Annotated in this window: 13 protein-coding genes; 6 read left to right on the forward strand and 7 right to left on the reverse strand. The window is 60.7% G+C overall.

The features are described 5' to 3' along the window. Positions 1 to 1069, forward strand: a 1069-nt coding sequence (locus R3C19_25410) for a Gfo/Idh/MocA family oxidoreductase (GenBank protein ID MEZ6063701.1), incomplete at its 5' end; no start/stop codon positions are given. A gap of 827 nt (positions 1070 to 1896) precedes the next feature. On the opposite strand, the gene R3C19_25415 is transcribed toward R3C19_25410, so the two are convergent. Then, a complete protein-coding gene (locus R3C19_25415; GenBank protein MEZ6063702.1) occupies positions 1897 to 2235 on the reverse strand; it encodes a P-II family nitrogen regulator in 339 nt (112 codons plus the stop codon). 205 nt (positions 2236 to 2440) lie between these two features. Then, complete coding sequence (locus R3C19_25420) at positions 2441 to 3865, reverse strand: ammonium transporter (protein ID MEZ6063703.1); 1425 nt, start codon at positions 3863 to 3865, stop codon at positions 2441 to 2443. 400 nt (positions 3866 to 4265) lie between these two features. Here R3C19_25420 and R3C19_25425 point away from each other — a divergent pair, with 400 nt between their 5' ends. The 5 genes from R3C19_25425 to R3C19_25445 all read left to right on the forward strand — a co-directional run bounded on the left by R3C19_25425 (position 4266) and on the right by R3C19_25445 (position 13141). Then, positions 4266 to 5837, forward strand: coding sequence for a calcineurin-like phosphoesterase family protein (locus R3C19_25425; GenBank protein MEZ6063704.1), 1572 nt, complete (start codon positions 4266 to 4268; stop codon positions 5835 to 5837). Positions 5838 to 6334: 497 nt separating this feature from the next. After that, complete coding sequence (locus R3C19_25430; GenBank protein ID MEZ6063705.1) at positions 6335 to 6640, forward strand: hypothetical protein; 306 nt, start codon at positions 6335 to 6337, stop codon at positions 6638 to 6640. 77 nt (positions 6641 to 6717) lie between these two features. Continuing rightward, complete coding sequence (gene rlmB / locus R3C19_25435; GenBank protein ID MEZ6063706.1) at positions 6718 to 7545, forward strand: 23S rRNA (guanosine(2251)-2'-O)-methyltransferase RlmB; 828 nt, start codon at positions 6718 to 6720, stop codon at positions 7543 to 7545. Between the two features lie 260 nt (positions 7546 to 7805). Continuing rightward, on the forward strand, positions 7806 to 8591 hold the full coding sequence (locus R3C19_25440) for a carbohydrate-binding family 9-like protein (GenBank protein MEZ6063707.1): 786 nt from the start codon (positions 7806 to 7808) through the stop codon (positions 8589 to 8591). Between the two features lie 953 nt (positions 8592 to 9544). Further along, positions 9545 to 13141 (forward strand): FG-GAP-like repeat-containing protein, encoded by a 3597-nt coding sequence (locus R3C19_25445; GenBank protein ID MEZ6063708.1) that lies wholly within the window; start codon positions 9545 to 9547, stop codon positions 13139 to 13141. Between the two features lie 222 nt (positions 13142 to 13363). On the opposite strand, the gene R3C19_25450 is transcribed toward R3C19_25445, so the two are convergent. From R3C19_25450 to R3C19_25470, 5 genes are all read right to left on the reverse strand, one after another. Further along, the gene (locus tag R3C19_25450; protein MEZ6063709.1) at positions 13364 to 15244 is read right to left on the reverse strand and encodes a cytochrome c3 family protein; all 1881 of its coding nucleotides are present in this window, start codon (positions 15242 to 15244) and stop codon (positions 13364 to 13366) included. Positions 15245 to 15668: 424 nt separating this feature from the next. Then, the gene (locus R3C19_25455) at positions 15669 to 16997 is read right to left on the reverse strand and encodes a tetratricopeptide repeat protein (protein ID MEZ6063710.1); all 1329 of its coding nucleotides are present in this window, start codon (positions 16995 to 16997) and stop codon (positions 15669 to 15671) included. Beyond that, positions 16994 to 19912: an FG-GAP-like repeat-containing protein gene (locus tag R3C19_25460; protein MEZ6063711.1), complete on the reverse strand. Its 2919-nt coding sequence runs from the start codon at positions 19910 to 19912 to the stop codon at positions 16994 to 16996. Before R3C19_25460 ends, R3C19_25455 begins: the two co-directional genes overlap by 4 nt. A gap of 84 nt (positions 19913 to 19996) precedes the next feature. Further along, on the reverse strand, positions 19997 to 21094 hold the full coding sequence (locus R3C19_25465) for a DUF1559 domain-containing protein (protein MEZ6063712.1): 1098 nt from the start codon (positions 21092 to 21094) through the stop codon (positions 19997 to 19999). Between the two features lie 287 nt (positions 21095 to 21381). Beyond that, on the reverse strand, positions 21382 to 22932 hold the full coding sequence (locus tag R3C19_25470) for a CRTAC1 family protein (protein ID MEZ6063713.1): 1551 nt from the start codon (positions 22930 to 22932) through the stop codon (positions 21382 to 21384). Between the last annotated feature and the right edge of the window lie 70 nt (positions 22933 to 23002).

A 23002-nucleotide genomic window follows, 5' to 3' on the forward strand; every position in this document is an offset into this window, starting at 1 on the left:
GGAGTTCACTGACTTTCGCCGGATGCTGGATCAGGCCACGGATGTCGACGCCGTCCTGTGCGCGACTCCCGATCATACTCACGCGGTCGTCTCCGTGGCGGCGATGCGAGCCGGCAGGCACGTGTACTGCGAAAAGCCGCTGACTCATAACGTGGCCGAAGCCCGGCTGGTGGCGCGCGTGGCTCGTGAAACCGGCCTGGCGACTCAAATGGGCAACCAGGGACATTCCAATGACGGTATTCGCCAGACGGTGGAATGGGTTCAGGCCGGGGCGATTGGAAACGTCACCGCCGTGCACGCCTGGGTTCCGGCGACGCGCTGGAACGTCGGACTCAAGGGAGCGCCGACAACGGCAGATCGTCCGCCCGCGGGACTCGACTGGGACCTGTGGCTGGGTCCGCGAGACGACCGGCCCTTCCATTCCACGTATGCTCCCGTTTCGTGGCGCGATTACTGGCAGTTCGGCTGTGGAGCAATGGGTGACTTCGGCTGCCACGACTTGGATTCCGCCTGCTGGGCGTTAAACCTGAAGGCTCCGGATGTCGTGGAAATGCATCCTGCCGGTTACATGGACAAGGACATCGCTCCCTATGGCGAAATCGGTTACTTCGATTTCTCGGAACGTGGTGATCAGAAAGCTGTGCGAATCACCTGGTACAGCGGAGGTCTTCAGCCGCCGCGTCCAGGTGAACTGCCGGTCGGCCTGGAACTGCCGCGTCGCGGAGTCCTGTTTGTCGGCGACAGGGGCATTCTTGTCTGCGGCGGCGCGGGAGGACCGGCGGAACTGTTCCCGGAAAGCCGTCGCGCGGAATTCACTCCGCCGCAACCAACGATCCCGCGATCCAACGGCCATCATCGCGACTGGATTGATGCGATCAAAGGCGGTCCGGCAGCCAGTTCCAACTTTGAATACGGAGCCCGTCTGACGGAAATTACGCTGCTGGGAGTCGCGTCGCTGCGAACCGGCAAACGGCTTGTCTGGGATTACGACAACATGACGGCAAAGGGTGTACCCGAAGCGGAAGTGGTGCTGAACGGCAGTTATCGTCCCGGATGGAAGCCCGCGTAGTGCTTCGCCCGCCAGGCATTGATGGATCGCCCGCGCTCGAGAATCGGCAGAAGCTTTTCGCCGATCGGTGCCCGCGCCGTCGGGCGGCCGGAAACGACACCTTGCGCTGACTGAAACTGAGCCACAGATTTCGCAGATGGACACAGATTTTTTTGCCCTTCCGCGGAATGGGGGTATTGCTGAAGGATCGGTCGATGAAGGCTTGCTGATGTTCGCCGTCATTCCTGCGGAGACTTCGATCAGATCTGACGCTGCGATCCGACAAACTCGCGTTTCCGGTTGCTGATGCCCGGAGGGCAGCCACAACGTCAGCCGGAGCCGGCAGGCTTCCGGAAGCTGGTGTCTCCGCGTCCGCAGGCATGAAGGGCCGACACATGCACTGCGGATAATGCTGTATCGCCCCTCCGGGGCTTTTGCCAGGAATTCCGCACCTGACCGGTGGCTGACGCCACCGGCTGACGTTGTGTCGGCCCGCCGGGCCTGAAACGCTGTTCAAGCAACACCCCCATTTTCCGGATGAGTCGATTGTTTTGCCGTGTCAATCTGTGTGAATTTGCGAAATCTGTGGACAGACCTTCGCATGGCACGCAGCGCGCAGGCTGCTGCGGACGCGTTCCGTCGGACCATCAGCACCTGCTGCCTTGTCCATCGTGTTTCGATGTGTGCCACTGGCTTTGCCAGTGTGTTCAATGTTGCAGAGCACTGGCACGGCCAGTGGCACACGACCCATGTCGTCCCAATCGTGGCGACCAGCCGGTTACCGTGCTCTCTCGGGTGAGTCCGGTCCAGGCGATGACGGGAATCGCAGTTTCGCTGTGCAGCCGCGTTCAGAGCGCCTCTTCACCCATTTCTCCAGTTCGAATTCGCACGACGCGTTCGATGTTGGAGACAAAAATCTTTCCGTCACCGACCTGTCCGGTGCGAGCGGAAGTCACAATGGCTTCCAGAACCTTTTCCAGATCCTGATCCGCGACAATCACTTCCACTTTGACCTTGGGCATGAAATCCACGATGTATTCCGCGCCGCGGTAGGTTTCCTTGTGACCCTTCTGGCGTCCGAAACCGCGGACTTCGGTCACGGTCATGCCGTGGACACCGACTTCGGTCAGGGCTGACTTGACGTCTTCAAGTTTGAAGTGACGGACGATCGCTTCCACGCTCTTCATGGTTGGTTCTCCGGTTGGAATCTGTTCAACGGCGATGGTTGCCTGTGTCGAAATGCCCCGAGGACAAAGCCGCCGGCATGTGAGGTCATGTTCCTGATTTGCTGCGAAGTCTTGCACAGGCCGGGGCAACTGTCATGCGGCGACGAAAACCGAGACATCTCCGGTTGCCGGTCGACGCGATGGCCCGAACGACTGAACGGCTGCTTTACTGAAAAATGTAGCCTTCTTCACCGTGCTGACTCAGGTCGAGCCCGCGGATTTCGTCTTCCGTCGAAACACGCAGACCGATCACCGCGTCCACGATTTTCAGCAGCACAAATGATCCGATGACGGCGATGACCACCGCTGCGGCGATGCTGACAACCTGCGGCACCAGTTGACCGGGGCTGCCATCCAGCAGGCCGCCGCGGCCTCCCGTCACCGCGCTTGTGGCGAAGACGCCGGTCAGCAACGCTCCGAGTGCTCCGCCCGCGCCGTGAATACCGAACGCGTCGAGTGAATCATCGTAGCCGAACATGTTCTTCACCGTCGTACACATGACGAAGCAAAACGCGCCGGCTGCCAGACCGAGCACCAGACCGCCGACAGGAGTCACCGATCCGGCGGCCGGAGTTACGCAGACCAGTCCCGCGACGGCACCGGAACAGGCTCCGAGAATCCCCGCCTTGCCGTCCTTCATGCGTTCCAGCAGTGTCCAGCCAAGGATTCCAGCGGCCGCGGCAAAATGTGTCGCGACGAATGCGTTCACCGCCAGACCGTTGGATTTCAATGCGCTGCCGCCGTTGAAGCCAAACCAGCCGACCCACAACAGACCCGCTCCGATGCAGGTGTAGGTCAGGTTGTGCGGCGGCATGGGTTCCTTCATGAATCCGTGTCGTTTGCCAATCAGCAGAGCACAGACCAGGGCGGAAACTCCCGAACTGATATGCACCACGGTGCCTCCGGCAAAGTCGAGCGCCGGAAACGCGGCCGCTTCGTTCCATTCACACAGCCAGCCGGAGTCGGACCAGACCCAGTGGGCGATGGGACAGTACACGAAGGTTCCCCACAGCACAGAGAACGCGCACATGGCGGAAAACTTCATGCGTTCCGCGAACGCACCGCAGATCAGTGCCGGAGTAATGATGAAGAACATTCCCTGGAAGACCATGAAGATCATTTTGTCAGCCAGAGCATCGGGAGAACCGGCTTCCGCCGACGGAACGATGCCCCGCAGCAGCACGTGATCGAAGTTGCCGACGTACGGGTTGCTTCCGCCGAACGCCCAACTGTATCCGAAGACCGCCCAATAGACGGTCATCAGTCCCATCAGGAAGACGCACTGCATCATCACGCCGATGATGTTCTTCTTGCGAACCAGGCCGCCGTAGAACAATGCCAGTCCCGGACAGGTCATCATCAGCACAAAAGCCGACGACACCAGCATCCACGCGACGTTTCCGGTATCCGGAGCGGCCGATGCGTCGGCGCTGCCTTCCGAGGTCGCTGCGCCGGCGTCGGTTTCAGCGGATGTCGCGACATCGGGCAGGGACTCTGATGGATTGGCGGCATCCTGAGCCACCGCTGCCACTGTCCCCGACAAAAACGCAACCGCGCAGGCGGTCATAAAGAACCTGGTCAGAGTGTTCATCGTCAACTTCTCTCCCGCTCCGGACACATCCCCAGTAACGCGCGCACTGGCAGCGCAGACGGTTCTGACGGATCAAACTGAGAAACGTTTCTCGCCTGTTTCTCGCGCCGGTCGGGCGGGTTGGCCCGGGAATGGAAGTTGGATTCCGGCTGTCACTCCTGAACGCGGAATAACGAATCGACTGGCGATCTGCAACCTGACCGTGCGTCTTGCGAGTTTCGAAAGGTTCTCGCCGCGGGTTTTCTCGTGCCCGGTACGAATTCGGCCGCACGCCGTGGCAATCGCCGGGCGGACGGCAGCGGTTCCAGTCGTTCCCGACCAGACGGTTTCGAGCCCGCGGCATCCGAGTTACCATACCGGCCCTCCTGACGCTTCCCGCCTTTTTTCGGAACAGTCTGTGATGCGAATTCTGCCAGCTCTGGTCTTCACCGCCTGCCTGTTCGCCGCCATGCCGGAACCTGCCGGCGCTGACGAAAAAGCTCGCGGCACGGTCTTTGTCGACGCGAATTCAAACGGAATCCTGGACGCCGGAGAAACCGGTCTGGCGGGAGTAGCGGTTTCCAACGGCCGCGACGTCGTGAAGACCGATGCTGACGGGCACTATTCCATTTCCGTCACCGACGATTCGATTGTGTTCGTCATCAAGCCGCAGGGCTACCGCGCGCAGATGGACGAAAACCACCTTTCGCGGTTCTACTACATTCACAAGCCGAACGGTTCGCCGACGCATCTGAAATTCCCCGGAGTCGAACCGACGGGGCCGCTGCCTTCAAGCATCGATTTCGCGCTGACCCGGCAGGACGAACCGGCCGCGTTTGATGTCCTGTTCTTCGGCGATCCGCAGCCCCGTGATCAAAGGGAGATCGACTATATCGCTCACGATGTCGTCGAGGGCCTGATCGGCAGCGAAGCGGCATTCGGCGTGACTCTGGGTGACATTCTGTTTGACGACCTGAGCCTGTTCGACAGCTTCAACCGGACGATCGGACGGATCGGGATACCGTGGTACAACGTGATCGGCAACCACGACATCAACTTCGCCGCCGACCGCGATGAACTCAGCGACGAAACGTATGAACGAGTCTACGGGCCGGCGTACTACTCGTTCGACTATGGTCCCGTGCACTTTGTTGTCGTCGACGACGTCCACTGGATGTCCGACGGCGAAAAGATGTTCTACCGCTCCGGGCTGAGCGACGCGCAGCTTGATTTCATTCAGAACGATCTGGCGGTCGTGCCGCAGGATCGGCTGGTTGTCGCCATGATGCACATCCCGCTGGTGAAGTCGACTCCCTGGCTGGAACCGAAACGCGACCGTCTGTTCCGAATCCTGGAAAGCCGCGAACACTGTATCTCGCTGTCCGGCCATACTCACCACCACGAACACGTGATGATCGGCGGCGATGACGGCTGGCGGAAACCGAAGCCGCACCACCACATGATCAACGTTACGGTGTCCGGATCATGGTGGTCGGGCAAACCGGACGAACACGACATCCCGCACACGATGTGCGCCGACGGAACACCGAACGGTTACACGATCATGCACTTTGACGGGCTGAAGTACCTGCTGGAATACCGGGCCGCTCGCCGCGAATCGGACTACCAGATTCGAGTCATGGCGGATGAAGTCGTGCGCCGCGAAGACATCGGCACGAAGAAATTCCACGCCAATGTTTTCAACGCCATGCCTGGCGCTGACGTAACCTGGCGACTTGACGATCGTACCGATTGGAACGCGATGCAGAAAGTCGTGGAACCGGATCCTCTGTTCCTGAAACTCTGGACAGAAGAACAGCCGGACCCGGATTCTCTGGCGTGGCGAGCACTTCCCAAACCGATGCCATCGCCTCATCTTTGGCAGGCAGCGCTGCCGGAAGATCTGGAACCGGGCACGTTCACAATTCGCGTCAAAGCGGTCAATCCAAATGGTCAGACATTGCAGGGACAGCGGATTGTTCGGATTGAATAGTTCTTCGGTGCCGCATTCCCTGACAGCCGTTCACACCTGACCGGTGTCGTCGAACCGCCCGGCAAGACCGTCGACGGGACGACTCCCCACGTCCGCAGCACGATTCGCGCGCCGCAGGCAATGTTCTGCGGATTCACGATCGGCACGCCACTGCGAACAGCGAACGCAGCGCGGTCATCGGGGACGGCCGAACGGTGCGTTGCGTCGATCCGGCCGGAGCCTGCCGCGTTTTAGGACCGATCGCCAACATTCAGTGATGAAGTTCAAAATCACCGATGCTTGCGGAAGTTGCGGCTGCGAGAGTTCCAGTTACTTCGATCCTGCCGTTGGGCAATCTCATAGCGGCTGTGCGTGAGACCTGCCGTGGATGGAAGTGGACTCCGCTCCGGCGACGATACATTTCCTGCCGTTGCCGGACAGCGGCACATTCTGCGGTTCGCGTCCGGACGCCGTTTCGACATGCTCGACTTCACAGTCGCCTGACTTTCGGATAGCCCATGAATTCACCCGCTCCCGCATGTCTGAACCCGGCTTCGCCGTCGGAGATTCGCACGCTGGAACACGTGAGGGCATTTATCCACATCGCTCTTTGCCGCCGCGAAAACCTGCTCGAAAACCATTTTCCAATGACGGAACTGGTGCTGACGCAAAACGGTGTGCGATGCGGCATGCAGTTCGTTCTGCACGGCCCCCGCAGCGTTAAACTGGCGGCCGTCTGGGCGGAATCGAAGAACGAGATTCTGCTGTACGACGCCACCGGGAAGCGATTCAGTCGCATTCGACTGCCCAATCCGGTGAAATGAGCGCCGTCGCCACCCGTCAACGGCCTGTCGCCGCCGGGGCATCGGCGGTTTGGCGGATCATGCCCTGAATGCCGTGAATGTCTGAACGATCCGGAAAGCGCAAAAGCCGTCGCCGCCAGCTCCGGACGAGCCACCAGAAGAACTGGCTTGTCGGACGCTACTCCGTTCTGGAAACGCTTCGAGCAGGCCGCTGGCCGGTCGACGAACTGTTCGCTTCTGACGAACTGGATTCCGATTCCGCGAACGAAGTTCTGCAGTTGGCGGCGGACCGCGGCGTTTCCGTCGAAACCGTTTCGACGACCCGAATGTCGCAGCTTTGCCACACCGAACATCACCAGGGCCTGGCGGCTCGGATGGGCGAGTTTCCGTATTCCACGATGGCCGATCTGCTGCCGGAGTCGGGTTCCACCAGAACGGCGGCCGCCAGCGCAGCCGCCGGCGAACGATCGCCGCTGATTGTGATTTGCGACCGCATCCAGGACGCGTTCAACTTCGGAGCGATCCTGAGATGCTGCGATGCCATGCAGGTTGCGTCGGTCGTCATCGGAACGACGCAGCAGGTTTCCGTCACGCCGCAGGTGGCCAGGTCGTCCGCCGGTGCCGTGAACTATCAGCACATCATTCGCGTCGACGACATCGTTCCCGCAGCTCAGCAGATTCGCGACGCGGGTTTCAGACTTGTCGCAGCCACTGAAAAAGCGTCGGCGGCGGCGTGCGAAGCGGATTTGTCCGGTGACGTTGCATTGATCGTCGGCAGCGAAGCGTTTGGAGTTTCCCCGCCACTGCTGGAACTCTGTGACCTGCAGGTTGCAATCCCGATGCTGGGCCATGTCGCATCGCTGAACGCCGCCGTCGCCGCGGGAATCCTGCTGTACGAAATTCGAAGCCGGCAGATGCGAGGATAATCTGGCCGACGTTTTTCGGTGCGTCGGTCCGCAGTTTCCGACGGCCGCACCGCGCAGCTTCTGCGAAGATGCCGTACCCGGACTCGCTGCCAGGACGAACCGCAACGATCCTGGCCGAACACCGAGCCCTGTGCCCGCGACTTTGTCTTCAGCGAACCATGCACGCACGGCAGCGACTTCCGAATCGCGTTATCATCCGGCAAAATGGAAGTTCACAAAACGCCTTCGGCAATTTTCCAACCGAGTCACGGGAGCCAGCGATGACGCACAATTCGGGTTTCTTCCGGAAACTGTTTCAGGGCCGACCGCACATCGCACATGCGATCGCCGTCGCGGCGATGGCCGCACTTGGCGCGTCGTCTACACAAGCAATGGCCGACGAAAAGACCGTCGCCGAACGACCGACGATGACGGTCAAACACTGCAGCGACTTCAAAGTGAACGGCAAAGGTGATGCTGCCGCGTGGCAGACGACGGAGTGGGTCAGTCTCAACCGTCGGCCTCAGGCACAACACGACTACACGGCTCGCATCAAGATGCTGTATTCCGACACCGGTGTGTATGTCCTGTTTGACGGTACCGATACGAAGCTGACATCGACGATGCAGGAAGATTTTGCGGACCTGTGGAACGAAGACGTCTATGAATGCTTTTTCTGGACGGACGAAACTCACCCGGTGTACTTCGAGTATGAGATTTCGCCCTTGGGTTACGAACTGCCCATTCTGGTTCCGAATATGGACGGCACATTTCTGGGCTGGCGGCCGTGGCACTACGACGGCGTTCGCAGAATCCAGAAACACGTGTCAGCAACCGGAGGCAGCGTTGCGTCAATGTCGGAAGTTGAAGGCTGGCGGGCCGAAGTCTTCATTCCCAACGCGCTGCTGGCGCCCCTGAAGAATGTTCCGCCGAAACCGGGAACGAAGTGGCGAGCCAACTTCTACCGCATGGACTATGACGGCGGCGGGAAATCGCAGTGGGACTGGGCTCGCGTCGGTCCGAGCTTCCATGAATTCAAAAGCTTCGGCACGCTGGTCTTTGAGTGACGCCGTCCACCGCGCCGCGTACCACATCTTCGAAGAAGTTGTGCGGCGCAGCCATCGGAAAGCGTTGTGGGACGTTTTGCCGCCATCAGAATTGCGGTTCGAATTAGCCGTCCACGGATTTCACAGATTCACACAGATGGCAGCCTCGGGAGGGCGAAGCTCCTGCTGAGCCGCTGCCGCAACGGACGTCCTCTGGCACACGCGGCTCGGCAGGAGCCTCGCCCTCCCGGACGTTCGATCGCCGTCTGGGTACCACATCTTCGAAGAAGCTGCGCAGCAGCCGTCGGAAAGCGTTGTGGGACGTTTTGCTGCGATCAAACGTTGCGGTCCGAATTGGCCATCCACGGATTTCACAGATTCACACAGATGGTACCAATGGGAGGGGCGAGGCTCCTGCCGAGCCGCTGCCACGATGGGCGTCTTTCGGCACACACGGCTCGGCAGGAGCCTCGCCCTCCCGGACATGCCCTCCCCGGGTACCACATCTTCGAAGAAGCTGGCGGCGCAGCCGTCGAAAAGCGTTGGAGACGTGATGGCTCGATCCAGAATTGCGGTTCGAATTAGCCGTCCACGGATTTCACAGATTCATACAGATGGCAGCCTCGGGAGGGCGAAGCTCCTGCTGAGCCGCTGCCGCAACGGACGTCCTCTGAGCACACGCGGCTCAGCAGGAGCTTCGCCCTCCCGGACATGCGCCCTCTCCGGGTACCACATCTTCGCAGACGTTGTGGTACCGGCGGCGATGCCAATTGCGCCGTGCCGCCGCATCAGAACTGGTCCTCACATGCGGCGAAATACTCACGCCAGTCCTCGCCTGCGCGGGCGTTCACCCCGGCTTGGCAGGGAAAATGCCTGATCTTCCGCCGCTGAGTGGTTTTCCTCTACCATCCCGGTACGGCTTGAGTCTGCACCTATGCTCAACTGAATGACTTTTCCGGACAAAGGATTTTCCGATGGTGGCTGACTGGATGCGGACGTTGCGTGACGAATTGCTGCTTCTGAACCGTGGGGGATTTCAGCGAGCGTACGCGTTGACCGCCCGGCGGCGGAGATCGCGCACCGGAGGGCAGAGGCGGTCGGCGGAGCTGCTGGAATCGCGATTGCTGCTGGCGGGAGTCATCGGAGACGTCACTTCGGAATCGAAGATCAGCGACACGGCCGGCAATTTCACCGCGACGCTCGACAACAGCGATTTTCTCGGCAACGCCGTCGCGTCACTGGGCGATCTGGATGGCGACGGAATTCAGGATCTGATCGCCGGTGCCTATCTGGACGACGACGTCCCGAGCGGAAGCGGGGCGGCTTATGTTCTGTTCATGAACAACGACGGCAGCGTGAGGTCCGATCAGAAGATCAGCGGAACTCAGGGAGGTTTCACCGGCGTTCTGGAAAACGCGGATCGCTTCGGACGTTCGCTGACGAACATTGGAGACCTGGACTCTGACGGCGTCACGGACATTGCCGTGGGCGTTCCCGGCGACGATGACGGCGGCAGCAACCGGGGAGCCGTCTATATTCTGTTTCTGAATTCCGACGGTACGGTCAAATCGCATCAGAAGATCAGCACCACAACCGGCGGCTTCACGGGTGCCGTCGAGAACTTTGACGAATTCGGAAGTTCTCTGGCCTCGCCCGGCGACCTCGATGGCGACGGCGTCTTGGATCTGATTGTCGGAGCGCGGCTGGACGACGATGGCGGGCCGAATCGGGGAGCGGTCTACGTCCTGCTGCTGAACTCGGACGGTACGGTCAAGTCTCAGCAGAAGATCAGCGACACGTCAGGAGGACTGGCGGCGACACTCGGCGATTCCGACTTTTTCGGCAACGCGATGGCTGTTTCGGGCGACCTGGACGGTGACGGCGTCAACGACGTTGTTGTCGGCGCCTACAACAGCGACGACGGCGGCACCGATCGCGGGGCAGTCTACGTGCTGTTTCTGAATTCCAGCGGCACGGTCAAAGCGGAACAGAAGATCAGCAACACGTCCGGCGGTTTGTCAGCGACTCTTGACGACAGCGACCAGTTCGGCAGTTCCATCACCAACATGGGCGACATCAACGGCGACGGAATCGACGACCTGGTGATCGGAGCACGGCATGATGACGACGGCGGCACTGATCGCGGTGCCGCGTATGTTCTGTTCATGAATTCCACCGGAACAGTGAAGTCTCACAGAAAGATCAGCAACACCAGCGGCAACCTGACGGCGACTCTGGACAATTCGGATTTCTTCGGAACATCGGTGGCGAACGTTGGCGACATCGACGGTGACGGGCTGAATGATCTGGCCGTCGGTGCATACGGTGATGACGACGGCGGAGCCTCACGCGGGGCCGTCTACATCCTGCACCTGAATGCCATCCCGAATCCGGGAGTTATCGACGAGACCTACAGGATCAGCGACACAAGCGGCAGCCTGTCAGCCGCTCTGGACAACGGTGACCAGTTCGGCCGCGCTCTGACGAATATCGGCGACCTGGACGGCGACGGAGTTCCCGATCTGGTTGTGAGTGCCATCGGTGACTCCGACGGAGGCAGCGGTCGCGGCGCCGCGTATGTTCTGTTCATGAACGCGGACGGTACGGTCAAGTCCGAACAGAAGATCAGCGACACCGCCGGAGGCTTCACGGGAATTCTTGACGACGGTGACCAGTTCGGAAGTTCACTGACCGCCATTGGCGATCTGGACGGCGACGGAGTCACGGAGCTGGTCGTCGGCGTGGCCAACGATGACGACGGCGGCACGAACCGCGGGGCGATTTACACGCTGTTCATGAATGCCGACGGCACCGTCAAGTCATTTCAGAAGGCCAGCGATACCGAAGGAAACTTCACGGCCGTCCTGGACGATTCGGACTTCTTCGGCAGTTCCGTGACTGGTCTGGGCGACCTGGACGGCGACGGAATCGAAGACGTGGCAGTGGGAGCCCGGCTGGACGACGACGGCGGCATCAATCGCGGAGCGGCGTATGTCCTGTTCATGAACGCCGACGGCACCGTCAAAGCTCACCAGAAGATTAGCGACACAGCGGGCGGATTCACTGGCGGGTTGAACAACGGTGATTCCTTCGGAAACTCGATGGCAAATATCGGCGACCTCGACGGCGACGGAATCACCGATCTGGCGGTCGGCGCCTATACCGACGACGACGGAGGAATGGATCGCGGAGCAATGTACGTGCTGTTCATGAATGCCGACGGCACGGTCAAAGGCCAGCAGAAGATCAGCAGTACATCCGGCAACTTCACGGCAGCACTTGATGACGGTGATGAATTCGGCAGCGCCATCACCAGCCCCGGCGATCTTGACGGCGACGGAATCCCGGACCTGACGGTGGCCGCTCGCGCGGACGACGATGGCGGGCCGAATCGCGGAGCTGTCTATGTCCTGCTGATGAACGCTGACGGCACCGTCAAAGCGCACCAGAAGATCAGCGACACGCAGGGAAATCTCGGCGGAACGCTCGCCGACGGAGATCTCTTTGGCGCGGCACTGACCAGTCTGGGTGATCTGAACGGCGACGGAATCTCCGAACTGGCTGTTGGAATGCCCAACGGCGATGACGGAGGAACCGACCGCGGTGCTCTGTTCATCCTGACGCTGGAAGGCGTCGCTCCGCTGCGAATCACCGACGTCAAAGTTTCCTCATCGCTGTGGGCGGCCGACTTTAAGGACGCTCTCGACGGGCAGGTCATCGGTTCCGGGAAAGGTGTTGGCTATTCCATTCCGACCGGTTCGGCGAGCCAGACAAAGTCCCTTCCCTGGTCCCGAATCGATCAACTGATTGTGACGCTGGCTGATGAGATCGATGAATCGACAGTCACGGCCAACACCAATGTCCTGCTGCACAGCACTTTGGCCGGTCCCGCGATCAGCTCCGTCGTTGTTGACGGCAAGCAGTTGCAGATCAACCTCAGTGCAGCACTGAAGGTGAACGCGTTTCGACTGGAGATCCAGGACACCGTCACCAGCGTGGCGGGACTGCCGCTGGATGGTGATTTCACGAACAATTCGACGTCGCTCAGTTCCGGAGGGCCGGCTCCTGTCGGCAGTCCGCTGAACGATTTCAACTTCCACATTTCCACGAATCCCGGTGATTCGAATCAGGACGGCATCGTCAACATCAGCGACGCCGTTCGTGTGTTCCAGAATTTTCTCGCGCTGCCGGGCGGCGCGGGTTACTCCGTGTTTACGGACATGACCGGCGACGGGATCATCAACATTTCTGACGCGGTTCTGGTGTTCCAGAACTTCCTGTCCCTGCCACCGACGACGTTCCCGGCACTGCTTCTCGGGAGTGGGCCAGGCGGCGGATTCCAGCTACCGGCGACGACCGCTCCGCCCGCAACCGCTCCCGCAACCGCGCCGACTTCGGCTCCTTCGGGCATGGAGCAACCCGGCGGTTCGCTGCTGACCGCCGGTGCTCCCGCAGCGACCGGCGTGCCCGCAGCGGCAACCGGTCAGGACGCTTCGCCCAACCAGCAACAGACGTGGACGGACAACGAATTGTCCGTTCTGGATGAGATCCTTCCCGATGTCTTGAGTTAACGAAGACTGTTCCGCACCTTCCGTCGCGCCGGGTACCGCCTCTTTGCAGGATTCCTGCAGCCCAGCCGCCGGAACCTGCAAAGCACACGGGCGCGATCATCGGGCGGGCAAGGCTCCTGCCGAGCCGCTGCCGCCACCGGACGTCATTTTGCGCACGCGGCTCGGCCGGAGCCTCTCCCTCCCGGCCGCTGCCGCAAGGGGCGTCCTACTGGCACATGCCGGTCAGCGACCGCCGGCCTCGCGCAGCAGAGCGGTGGCGATGTTGCTGTGCCGCGCTTCCTGTTCGGTATCACCCGTCAGCCGGTAAAGCGCAGAAAGTGCCACATGACCTGCGTGATTCTTCGGGTTGATGTCGACCGACTTTTGCAGGGCCTCGATGGCCTCATCGGTGCGATCCAGGTTTTGAGCGGTGACGCCTCGGAAGAACCAATATCGGGCGTCACGGCGGGCTTCGGTCAGTTCGCGAAAGCCGTCGTAGGCGGCGGCGAACTTCTGCTGATTGAACTGCAGTTCCGAAAGCTGAGCGAGCGCGGATAGCCGGGCGTCGGACGGGGAAGCGTCCATCGCGATGGCTCGCGTCGCCCAGACTTCGACCATGTCGTTCCACCCGATGTCGTGAGCAATCGTCGCCAGGCCCGCGGCGACTTCCGCATCTCCGGCTCCCATCCGCCAGGCGTCGTCCAGAGCTTCCTGAGCCGACCGCATCGCCTTTTCGTGGTTCAGATCAGGAAGCGTCAGATACAGATTCAGCCACGCAAGGCCCTCATTGCGGCGCTGGTCGGCTTCAGACAGCGACGTGTTGGGAAGGAACGCGATGAGCTGCGCCGGTGCGTCGGAAGAGTTGACTTCTCCGCCTTCCGCTGACGTGTGGATGCCGATTCGATGATGCGTGAACGCCACGTGCGGCACTTCCGTCGCGGCGGAGGGCATGTGGCATGCGACGCAGGAATCGCCGGCCGCATCTCGCGCTGCGTGATCTTCGCGGCAGGCATCTTCTGCGTGACATTCCAGACACGTCTTTCGGTATTTCGCTTCCGGGGGAAGTGCATCGGCGGCGGGATGCGGACTGTGGCAGGTGATGCATGTCAGCGTTTCCGACTGACGGTAACACTCGCTGAGATGCATCTGTTCGACGTGTCCGACAATCGTCATGTCTTCCGACTGCCGGATCTGGTAGTCGATTCGAAAATCCTGCAGCGGAAGTCCGGGTCGGAAGGAGTCGAACTGTCGACCGCGAATTTCCACCTGAGCCTTGCCCTGCAGATGACACTGCTGGCACACCGCTTCCGAAAGTTCGCGGGAAAGATGCCCGGGATTGACGATCGTCAGATCAGGTTCGGCATCACTGAGGGCAGCCGTCAGTGATTCGCGAGCTTCGACGTGACGTTCTCCCGGGCCGTGACAGCGTTCGCACGTGACCGACATTTCATGCACATTCATGCGAAACGCGTTGTTGCCGATCGATTCCACATGTCCGGCGTGGCAGTAAAGACACCGGGCGGAAACGGCTCTTCGAAACGACGACTGGCCAGCCATGTCAAACCCCGGTGACAGTCCCCACTCCTTTCTCGGAGAGTACCAGGTCAGAGGTGACTGAATCAGAAATCCGTCAAGTTTCGTCAGGAAGCTTTTTCCGAAGTGGCCGCTGCCCATCACGAAGTCGATTTTCACGTCGCGGGTTTCGGTCTGCGCGCCGCTAATCACTGCGGTTTCTGACTGCAGCAGCGTTCCGTCGACGCAGGTTGTCGCATAGTGATACCCGGAAAGCGGATGGTCGATCACGGCATCGGGAAGATCTTCACTGCCTGCGGCGGACATGGACTGGCTGTGTCGAGTCAGCAGGAAGGAACGGTGAGCGTCGCCGTGACATTCAACGCACTTCGCCGTTCCCACCGATTTGACGTCGGGTGCTGTGTTCAGCCACGGCGATGATGACACCTGCGGAAGCGGCAGCGCCGGAACGTCTTCGATCACCGGTGACTCCGGCACGGCCGACACTTCCCGGTCGCTGCGGACGCTCGTTTCCGAGCGCGTCAGAAACCAGATCGCCGCGCCGCCTGCCGACAGCAGCAAGACCAGCGCAAGTGTCCAAATCACCTTCATTGTCGTCTTTCGGTAGCGTTAAGGCCGGCGGCCGATGAGAACGTACCCTCCCGTTTCAACGGCAGGGTCGAAGTTGGATCGCCGTGCAGGCGATCAAACAAGGGGAGGGCGTCCGCCGTGCGCAGGGAGTTCCCCGTGCATGGCCTTCTCCCCGCGATCGAACGCCTGTTCGATCGGCGACCCTCCCGTTGAAACGGGAGAGTGAAGCAAGTGTCGCTCTGCATTGGTCAATTCTCATCTGCCGATCGCCTTACGGCCGGCGTCGTGACGAAGACATTGATGCTGGCCGCGGCGAACGCTGATACTTTTCGCACTTCTTCATGCCGCGAGCCAGAATACCTCAATCTGCCCCGCTCGGGGTATAACATTCCGCCTTCGCGTACCGCGAACGAAGACCGCGGCCCGTGGATTCCGGTGCCGCAATTTACGGTGCGATCCGGCTGCGGAGAAGGTTCGCACGGTCGGGCTCCCCGCGGTGTTCGTAGTATTCCGCCAGCATTTCGTTGGCGGCACGATCATCCGGCGATGTCTGCAGCACGGATTCCAGGTACTGCCATCCCATGGACCGCGAATAATGTTTCATCATCAGCACGCCGATCTGACTTCGAAGTCCGGCGTCCTGCGGATTCGGCTTCAGTTCATTCAGCAGTGATTCCATCTTCACGATCGCCTCGTCAGCCGCTTTCCAGCGAACAGCGACCTCCTCCGCCTGATCGCTTTCTCCAAGCTGAACAAGCACCTGACCGTAGGCGTACAGCGTGTGAGCATCTTCAGGCCAGTCGCGAAGCAGTTCTTCCAGCTTCTGACGAGCGGCAGCCGGGTTCCCGTCGGCCGCATCCGCTTCCGCCAGGGCCAGCTTTGCTTCGAAGTGATTGCTGTCAAGTTTCAGGCACGCTTCGTAGGCGGCGCGAGATTCGTCGCTCAGCCCGAGTTCATGGCAGCATTGTGCCAGTCCCAGCCACGCAGACAGCAGTTCCGGATCATTTTTCGTTGCCGTCTGAAATGCGCTGCGAGCGCCGTCAGCGTCGTTAAGTTCCAGCAGACACTGCCCGAGACGAACCTGCGTTGTCGCTCGACGATCGCCCCGCGCAATGGCGGTTTGAAACGCGGCGGACGCGTCGTCCCATTCCGTCAGCATTTGAAAGATCACGCCGCGGTGGAACTCCACGCGATAGTCATCGGGCGCGTCCTGTTCCCACGCGTCCAGCAGCCGGTGAGCTTCCGGAAACCGATAGTTCAGCCGATACCCGATCACGAACGCTTCGCAGACATCGCGTTCATCAAGTTCGGTGCTCGACAGCATGTCGGGAAGCTGCGGTTCGGCTTCCTGAATCTGTCCCGCGCGAGCGTAGTTCAGCAGCGTTTCCTGTCGCAGCCGATCTGAATCGCCGATCAGCAGTCGATTGTCGTCGAGCGTCGTCAGCGAATCCTGCAGGCGATCCAGTTGCCGCAGCGTCCGCACCATCAGCAGCGTCAGCCGTGCGTCCTCTCCCACGCGCCCGGAGTCCGACAGCACCTGATACGCGGGCTGCAACTGTCCGGCGTTCAGCAGGGCCAGAGCTTTGGTGCGAACGAAATAATCCTGCACGGAAGCGGACTGCCAGATCGCTGCCGCGATCGCCACGACGGTCAGTCCCGCCGCACCCAGCCACAGCAGAGTCGCTGACCGACGGTCTGAACGGCGGGGTGATTCTCCGTCAGAACCAGAGGACGACGGCTCGTCCGTCGCGGAATTTCCGGAAGGGTTGCTCATGGTGCCATTTCAAACAGGCGGTCGCGGCCTTCCACGATGCGAACCACGCGGTTGGCCGGAACGTCGTGAAACTGCTGCACGATTCCCGAAGGCCAGGCCACTTCCAGTACGTCGACGCGTGTGTCGTCGGCCAGGCCGGCGATCATCGTCCAGCCACTGGAGCAATAGTAGCCGTTGCCCGCCATTCGCTGAATCACAATCCGGCGATTGCCAATCCGCAGCCGCACTTCCGCGCCGACGGCCGGCCGCGACGATTGCGTGCCGATCAGTTGCACGGCCAGAAAATTTCCGGAGCCGTTCGATTCGTTCGACAGCAAAGCCGGAGCCCCGTCGAGATGAGTTGTCACGACGTCTTCCCGGCCGTCACTGTTCCAGTCCAGTTTTGCCATGCTGCGTCCAAGGCGGGCTTCGGAACCGTATGTTCCCAGGCAATCCGAATTCTCCAGTTGGAAGACACCGCTGCCGTTGTTTGTGTAGAGCTGCGGAGCCATCTTCCAGGGAATGTCCATGTGCAGAAAGTTATCGACGTGGCCATTCACAATCAGGATGTCCGGGTCGCCATCCAGGTCGGCGTCGACGAACTGCGTGCCGAATCCCAGCATTCGCCGCGACGACGCTCCCAGCGACGCGGTGTCCGTGCTGTCGCGAAAGAAGTGTCCGTCCAGGTTTGTGTACAGCGTGTTGGTTTCTTCGTAGAAGTTGGTCACGAACAAGTCGATCCGGCCATCGCCGTTGACGTCGCCGGCGGCGATTCCCATGCAGGCTTCGATGCGGCCGTCGCCGCTGGACGCGACTCCCGCCGGACCGCCCATTTCCGTAAAAAGCGGTGAATGATCGCTGCGTTCATCGTCCGGCTCGAGCAGACCGCCAAGCAGCAGATGATTCGGTGTCATGTCGTTGCTGATGAACAGATCCACCGCCCCGTTGGCATCAAAGTCCGCGGCGACGATCCCCAGTCCGCGACCAGCCTCCGACGGCAGACCGGCGAATTCCGTGACATCCCGGAACGTGCCGTCGCCGAGTCCCTGCAGCACTCGATCGCCCGCAGCGTCGAAGAACGTCGGCTTGCAGCCTCGGATGAGCTGTTCGGCACCGCTGCGGCAGACTCGTGTAAACGGTTCCTGACCGGCCACGTAGTTGACGTCGTAGAGATCGTCGATTCCGTCGCCGTCGAGATCCGCCATCAGGCAGCTTGTTGTCCATTCAGAATTGGCCGCCGACGGAAGAAAATTCGCTTCGTCAAATGTCCCGTCGCCGTTATTCAGCAGCAACCGATTCGTCCCGATCGCGGCAACATACAGGTCGGCAAAACCGTCGCTGTTTATGTCGCCAACCGCCACACCCTGGCCAAACGCGTGATCGTGCGGGATGGCAGCACCAGTGACATCCGCAAAACGGTCGCCGACGTTTCGATAAAGCTGGTCCTGACTGCGAGGATCGTCCGGCAACTCCGGCCAGACGCTGCCCTGCACGAACAGCAGATCCGGACGCCCGTCGGAATCCGCATCGATGACGGCGACTCCGCCGCCGAACTGCTGATAGATCCACAGGCCGTTTTCGGGAGAATCGAATCCTCCGAAATAGGGAGTCGTCAGCCCGGTCTGCTGACTGACATCGCGAAACCGGATGGATGCCGGCACCGACTCCTCACCATCGTTTCCGGAACTTGTCGGTGACGGAAGGTCCGGCCACTTCACATCGAACGTCAGCGCCGCCTGCAGTTCTGCGTCGGCCTGCTGAGCCCCCGCCAGCATTCGCTTCCGCGCGGCCTGTGCTCGCTGTGAGGCGACGGACGCGTGCTCGGGATGCTGTTGCGCGACCAGAGTCCACCAGGCATATTCTTCCTGCGGACGATTCAGTTCACCAAGCAGCGCGGCGACTCGCAGTTTCGATTCCGCGGTGGAATCACCGAACAGAATGTCGTGCAGTCTTCGTTCCAGTTCGTCCAGACGCAGCGCGCGTTCGCGCAGGACGGCGGCCTGCGATTCAGCGTCCGTTTGTGAAAGCAACTGCGCAAGCTGCTGACAGGCCGCTCGATGATTCGGATCCAGTTGGATGGCGGTGACAAGTTGTCCGGCCGCGTCGGCTGGCAGAGCGTTGCTGAGGGAAAGTCTCGCCAGCACGTACTGCGTGTCCGGATGTTCGCGCGCTGACCGCGGAAGCTGGTGTTGCCAGTCGGCCAGTTGCTGCCAGCGTTCGGTCTGCAGCAGCATCAGCCCGAGTCCCGCCCACGCTTCGCGATTCCGAGAGTCCGCATCGATGGCCTGCTGAAAGTGGTCGATCGCTTCGTCCGGCTTCTGACGGAACTCGGCCAGATATCCCAGACCTGTCAGCGGGCCGGGACCGGATTCGATCACGATGGCCCGGCGCAGCACCTGTTCGTCTTCCAGCAATTCCAGGCGGCTGCCCAGCATGACAAGTTCGTCCAGGTGAATTCGTCCGGTGTCCAGCAGTCGGCGCAGCAGTGGCTGTGCTTCCCAGTGCCGGCCGTGAGTCAGCAGCAGCGTCGCCAGTTCTCGAATGGCGAATTCGCTGTCGGGCCGGCGATCAAGCTCCCATCGCAGAAACGCTTCGGCCGATGAATGCAGACCGGCGGCGATGAATTTCGAAATCGATCTGTCCGGAACGGCCTGGTCGGGCGATTCCGCCAGCGACAACAGCGTCGTGTAGAACTCGGCCGCTTCAGGAAGCTGGTTCCGGGCGGCAGCAGCGTCCGCGGCAATCCGCAGCGCCGACGGGTTTCGCGGTTCTGTTTCCAGAATTCGAGTGGCGAGTTCCGACGCGGCTGCCGGATCGCGGTACACATTGCGTCGAGCAACCGCAAGCTGCTGTTCCAGCGACGGGGAGCGAAACCACCAGACGGCCGCACCGCAGGCAATCACGACAACAACCGCGCCGGCGATCAAACGGGACATGACGGATCGGTGACCCCGAAAACAAAAAAAGCCGATGGGAAGCATGCCTTCCCATCGGCCAATCTTACGCAGCGAACTCAGGGTTTAGAATTCGCCGACGGTTTCACTTCCGGCTCGGGTACCCAGAGCACCCCAAACGCCGTATGGGCTGCGTCCGCCGACCGGTCCCGGATCGGGAGCGGTCTTGCTGCCGGCGTCGATGTTTTCTGAGATGAAGCGGCAGGAGCCGTCACCCAGAAGAACCTGAACACCACCGGTGTGGCGGCTCTGTGCCGAATAAATGCCCCAGCGACCGTCCCAGCCGTCTTCTGTACAACGTGGTCCGTTGGGAGGCAACACAGTGCTGAACCCGGTCATCGACGTGTTGGCGTCGTTGTACCGGTCGCCAGACCAGCCATAGTAAGTCGTTCCCGGCAACCACTGACGTGTGTTGTTCGGGTCAATCTGTGCCAGACAAAGGCTTGGGTTTGTGTCCGTGGCGGAGACCTGAGCCGTGCCGCCAAGCACAGACAACGTGCCGCCGTCAGCGCGGACCAATTCCGACATCAGCAGCGTGTTGCTGCTGCCGTCGATACAGTCACGAAGACCGAAGCAAATCGCGTACGTGAACATGCCGCGGTCCGGTGTGAGCGATTCCTGCACACCGACGATGGAGTCGCCGCAGGAGAACGCGTAGTTCGTCTTCGCACAGGGGCTGCGTCCGCCGTCCCAGCCCTGATACGGCTGTCCGTCAGATGGGCACAGATAAGCGGGAACCTGCGTACGCCATGGCGTGTAGGCGGTTTCCCACGGATATGGTCCACCTGGCTGCCAGGTGATGCCGTTGAATGTTCCGCCACCCTGAATCTGGTTGTACAGCGGAGCCTGTTCCATGTACGGCAGCAGCGGGACGAGTCCACTGATGCGTCGCCAGTTGCCCTGCTGCGACTGCGGCAGGTCGCCGCCGTCGGTGCCGCCCTTGCCGTAACAGAACACGCCAAAGACGTCGTGGTAGTTGTGCAGTGCCAACCCAAGCTGCTTCAGGTTGTTCTTACACTGCGTGCGGCGAGCCGCCTCGCGCGCCTGCTGCACAGCCGGCAGCAGCAGCGCAATCAGAATTGCGATAATTGCGATCACGACGAGCAACTCAATCAGGGTGAACCCCAACTTGAGCTTTCGACGCTTTCCAGACACCTGTTCCATAAGTTACCTCCTTCGACGGGAAGAGTAGAGAAATTGCCTGAGCGGCAAGTACACGACGGGATTGCCAGAAAGGCGGGGTGCAGCGGCGCGGTCAAAATGCAACCGCTATGATTAGTGAAATTGCCCCCCTTGCGATCATTCTGTGAAATTGTCGCTAAGAATTCAATGAGTTTGCACCCAGGAGTTCACCGAAACTGCGATGTTCCGGCTATTTGTTGTGACTTTCATCACAAACGGAGACGTGGTTAACGCAGATTTCCGACGGTTTTCCGTCTCCGTCGACCGTGTTATTCGGGAATTCGCCAGAATCGGAGCCGCCCGCCGTGCTGTGACAGTGCCACGGCGCTTCCCGCAGGAACCTCGGAGATTTTCTGGCGGGAACCATCCGGCCACGCCACAGACACAACAAACGGCCCGCGGTCGGTTCCCAGTCCGAAGCTCAACAGACTTTCGTTGGCCGCCTGAAAGCCTCCTCCACCGACAATTTTCATCCGCAAAAACTGATCGGCGTTGTCTCCGATTCCGGTCACGGTGACAGTTGCACCGGAGGCCGGTCGAGCCGCCTGTTCACCCACCAGTTGAATCTGCAGCCAGTGGCAGTCCGTTCTCGTGGCGTTTTCCAGCAGGCACGATGCTTCGTCCAGCAGGCCAACCACCAGATCCTGCTTTCCGTCGCGATTCCAGTCCATAGTCGCCAGGCTTCGGCCAACGTGTCCGCTCGTGAGAAACTCGCCTGTCAATTCCACGGGCAGAAAGCTGTTCCCCTGCCGATTTCGAAAGAACTGCATCGGCATACGATAGGCCACGCCGTCGGCAGACATGTCGTCAATGTGTCCGTTGGCCACCGCCAGGTCGTCGAATCCATCCAGATCCAGATCAATCGGCTGCGTGCCGAAGCCCAGCATCGAAAGACTGGGTTGAGTCAATTGAAGCGAATTGGTCCGGTCCACAAACAGCCCTGGCGCCATGCCAAGGTACATCGTGTTCGTTTCGTGCAGAAAATTTGTCACAAACACGTCCGGGATCCGGTTGTGATCAAAGTCGGAAACGGCGACTCCCATGCACGCCTGCGGTGCTCCGAACTCGCTGACCGCCACGCCGGCCGCGAACGCATGTTCGATGAATTGAGGCGTTTCGGTTCCGTCGGATGTGCCCTGATTCAGCAGCATGAAGTTCGGTACGGCATCATTCGCGACAAACAGGTCGATGGAACCATTGCCGTCGAAGTCCGCGGCGACGAGCCCGAGACCTCGTCCGTCACTGTGAATGATGCCGGAAGTCTGCGAGACGTCCTGAAACGTGCCATCGCCGCTGTTCAGCAGCAGTTGATCGTCAGCCGCCGCGAAATCGCCGGATGCGCAGCGTTTCAGTTTGCCGTTTTCGTGACAGATGTCCGCGGCCGCGTCTTCCAGCGACAGATAGTTGACGACATACAGATCGTCCAGGCCATCGGCGTTCAGGTCCGCAAACACGCAACTGGTTGACCATTCTTTTCCCCGGATGTCAGCGCCGGAGGTGGCGTCGGAAAACGTGCCGTCGCCGTTGTTGCGAAGCAGGCGGTTTTGTCCCACGTTGGCGATGAACACATCCGGAAACCCGTCGGCGTCGATATCGCCGATGGCGATACCCTGGCTGAAATCCGTGTCACCGGCGCCGGCCAGCGGCGTGACGCTGGTCAAACGCTGTCCGCGCAGGTTGCGGAACAACTGATCGCTGACGGGAGGTTTGGTGGCTTCGGAGTTCACCGGCCATTCGCCGCCCTGAGTCATCAGGATGTCGGGCCAGGAATCGTGGTCGAAATCAATGATCCCGCAGCCTCCGCCGTTGGACTGCACCATGCGTCGCCGGAGTGACGTCGCCGGAGAATTCACGTACCGGAACGCAAAGCCGATTTCGTCGGCTCGCCGC

It is taken from the genome of Planctomycetaceae bacterium (genome assembly GCA_041398785.1).
In the GTDB taxonomy this organism is placed as follows: Bacteria; Planctomycetota; Planctomycetia; order Planctomycetales; family Planctomycetaceae; genus JAWKUA01.